The organism is Caballeronia sp. M23-90, assembly GCF_053574605.1.
This window is the reverse complement of the sequence record NZ_JBSIPA010000649.1, coordinates 1-2,738: the sequence shown is the minus strand read 5'-3', so window position 1 is coordinate 2,738 and position 2,738 is coordinate 1. Positions and strand designations below refer to the sequence as shown.

At 61.7% G+C, this 2,738-nt stretch carries 3 protein-coding genes and 1 pseudogene; 2 read left to right on the top strand and 2 right to left on the bottom strand.

The annotated features are described in order from the left end of the window. On the bottom strand, nucleotides 1-228 hold a 228-nt coding region (locus ACRXB1_RS34110; protein ID WP_449494550.1), incomplete at its 3' end, for a LysR family transcriptional regulator. Nucleotides 229-334: 106 nt separating this feature from the next. On the opposite strand from ACRXB1_RS34110, the gene ilvD reads away from it, so the two are divergent. Together ilvD and ACRXB1_RS34100 are read left to right on the top strand one after the other, a co-directional pair. After that, nucleotides 335-2,008, top strand: a complete 1,674-nt coding sequence (gene ilvD, locus ACRXB1_RS34105) for a dihydroxy-acid dehydratase (RefSeq protein WP_449494549.1) — start codon at nucleotides 335-337, stop codon at nucleotides 2,006-2,008. Between the two features lie 106 nt (nucleotides 2,009-2,114). Further along, nucleotides 2,115-2,459 (top strand): c-type cytochrome, encoded by a 345-nt coding sequence (locus ACRXB1_RS34100; protein WP_069638342.1) that lies wholly within the window; start codon nucleotides 2,115-2,117, stop codon nucleotides 2,457-2,459. Between the two features lie 21 nt (nucleotides 2,460-2,480). On the opposite strand, the pseudogene ACRXB1_RS34095 reads toward ACRXB1_RS34100, so the two are convergent. Then, nucleotides 2,481-2,672 (bottom strand): annotated as a pseudogene (locus ACRXB1_RS34095) (DUF2486 family protein); the annotation flags it as partial. Between the last annotated feature and the right edge of the window lie 66 nt (nucleotides 2,673-2,738).

Below are 2,738 nucleotides of genomic sequence, written 5' to 3'. Positions count from 1 at the left end.
TAGCCGCCGCACCTCCGGCAGCAAATCCTTGCCGACGGGCGTCAGCTCGACCGAGCGCTTGGTCCGCACGAACAACGCCACGCCGAGCATCTCCTCGAGCGAGCGAATGGCCTGCGACAACGGCGGCTGGGTCATCGCAAGCCGTCCGGCCGCCCGCCCAAAGTGCATTTCCTCGGCAACCGTCACAAAATACCGCAACAATCTGAGTTCGATGTTTCGCGTTTCCACTGATACCTTCCGCGACCTTATAGACCCTGAATAATATATTGGACACGCGTTCGCAGAAGCTCCATCCTTCTGCGATCAAACAAAAATATTCTCAAGGAGCCCCCACATGGCCTTTAATCGCCGCTCGAAAAACATCACGCAAGGCGTCGCGCGTTCCCCGAACCGCTCGATGTATTACGCCCTCGGCTACAAGGAAGAAGACTTCGACAAGCCGATGATCGGCATCGCGAACGGTCACTCCACCATCACGCCGTGCAATTCGGGCCTGCAAAAGCTGGCGGACGCCGCCGTCGAATCCATCCGCAAGTCGGACGCCAATCCGCAGATCTTCGGCACGCCGACGATTTCCGACGGCATGTCGATGGGCACCGAAGGCATGAAGTACTCGCTCGTCTCGCGCGAAGTGATCGCGGATTGTATTGAAACGGCGGTGCAAGGCCAGTGGATGGACGGCGTGGTCGTGATCGGCGGCTGCGACAAGAACATGCCGGGCGGCATGATCGGCCTCGCGCGCATCAACGTGCCGGGCATCTACGTGTATGGCGGGACCATTCGGCCGGGCAACTGGAAGGGCAAGGACCTGACCATCGTGTCGTCGTTCGAGGCCGTGGGCGAGTTTTCGGCCGGGCGGATGTCGAAGGAAGATTTCGACGGCATCGAGAGAAACGCATGCCCGTCGAGCGGTTCGTGCGGCGGCATGTACACGGCGAACACCATGAGCTCGTCGTTCGAGGCGCTCGGCATGTCGCTGCTGTATTCATCGACGATGGCGAACCCCGACGAGGAAAAAGTCACGTCCGCGGCGGAATCGGCGCGCGTGCTGGTCGAAGCCGTGAAAGCCGACCTCAAGCCGCGCGACATCATCACGAAGAAGTCCATCGAAAACGCCGTCGCGCTGATCATGGCCACGGGCGGCTCGACTAACGCCGTGCTGCATTACCTGGCTATTGCGCACGCCGCGGAAGTGGAATGGACCATCGACGACTTCGAACGCATGCGCAAGAAAGTGCCGGTGATCTGCAATCTGAAACCGTCGGGCCAGTACGTGGCGACCGATCTGCACAAGGCGGGCGGCATTCCGCAAGTCATGAAGATCCTGCTCGACGCCGGCATGCTTCACGGCGATTGCATCACGATCACGGGCAAGACGCTCGCGGAAGAATTGAAGGACATTCCGTCGAAGCCGCGCGCTGACCAGGACGTGATTTTCCCCATCGACAAAGCGCTTTACGACGAAGGTCATCTCGCGATCCTGAAGGGAAATCTGGCCACGGACGGCGCGGTCGCCAAGATCACCGGCCTGAAGAACCCGGTGATCACGGGCCCGGCCCGCGTGTTCGAGGACGAGCAAAGCGCAATGACCGCGATCGTCGCGGGGCAGATCAAGGCCGGCGATATCGTCGTGCTGCGTTACCTCGGGCCGCAAGGCGGTCCCGGCATGCCGGAAATGCTGGCGCCGACGTCGGCGATCGTCGGCCAGGGCCTGGGTGAATCCGTGGGCCTCATTACCGATGGCCGTTTCTCCGGCGGCACCTGGGGCATGGTGGTCGGCCACGTCGCGCCGGAAGCGTTCGTGGGCGGCACGATTGCGCTGGTCAAGGTAGGCGATTCGATCACCATCGACGCGCACAAGCTGCTGCTTCAACTCAACGTGGACGACAAGGAGATCGAACGCCGCCGCGGCGAGTGGAAGAAACCCGCGCCACGATATACGCGCGGCGTGCTGGCCAAGTACGCCGCGCTGGCGTTGCCGGCGAACAAGGGCGCTGTGACGGGTTGATACTTAGTTCGCAGCCGAACGTCCAGGGGCGCACGATGCAGATCGTGCGCCCCTTGTCTTTTATACTGTGGCGCAACCGGCCAGGTTAAAAACCAACGGAGACCACATGGCGTTCGGTATTCGATTGAGCAAATGGGGAATTGCGTGGGTGCTTGTTTGCAGCGCAGCAAACGTTCATGCGCAACAGCCGACAAACTCCGATCCGCGTCTTGTGCTCGCTCAGGGCAGCAACTGCATGAGCTGTCATTCGATATCGCGCGATTTCATGGGGCCATCGTTCAAACATGTCGCCGCCCGATACGCGGACGTTCCCGGCGCCCATGAGATCGTGGCGCGCAAGATTGCGGAAGGCGGTGTGGGCGACTGGGGCGTCGTGCCGATGCCCGCCAATACGCAAGTCACGCCCGACCAGGCGCACGCTTTGGCGGACTGGATTCTTTCGTTGAAGTGATGTCCGAATGACGTCCGAACCCTAGCCACGGCCCCGCCGTTCCAGCTCGTCCGCCACAGCTTCCCGCACCCACTCCGTCAGCTCTGTTTCAAGCGCCAGCGCGACTTCGCGCGTGATCTGGCTGACAAGCCACGTGGAATGCTCCTGCAAGGATTCGCGGCACCGCTCTTCGATCAGCGTGCGTCCATCGCCGGGGAGGAAATGGGTAAACCGACCGCGATGCCGCCCAGATCGCGGGACGGGTGCGCGGCCGGGTTACTCATTTCCTCACCGGCGATA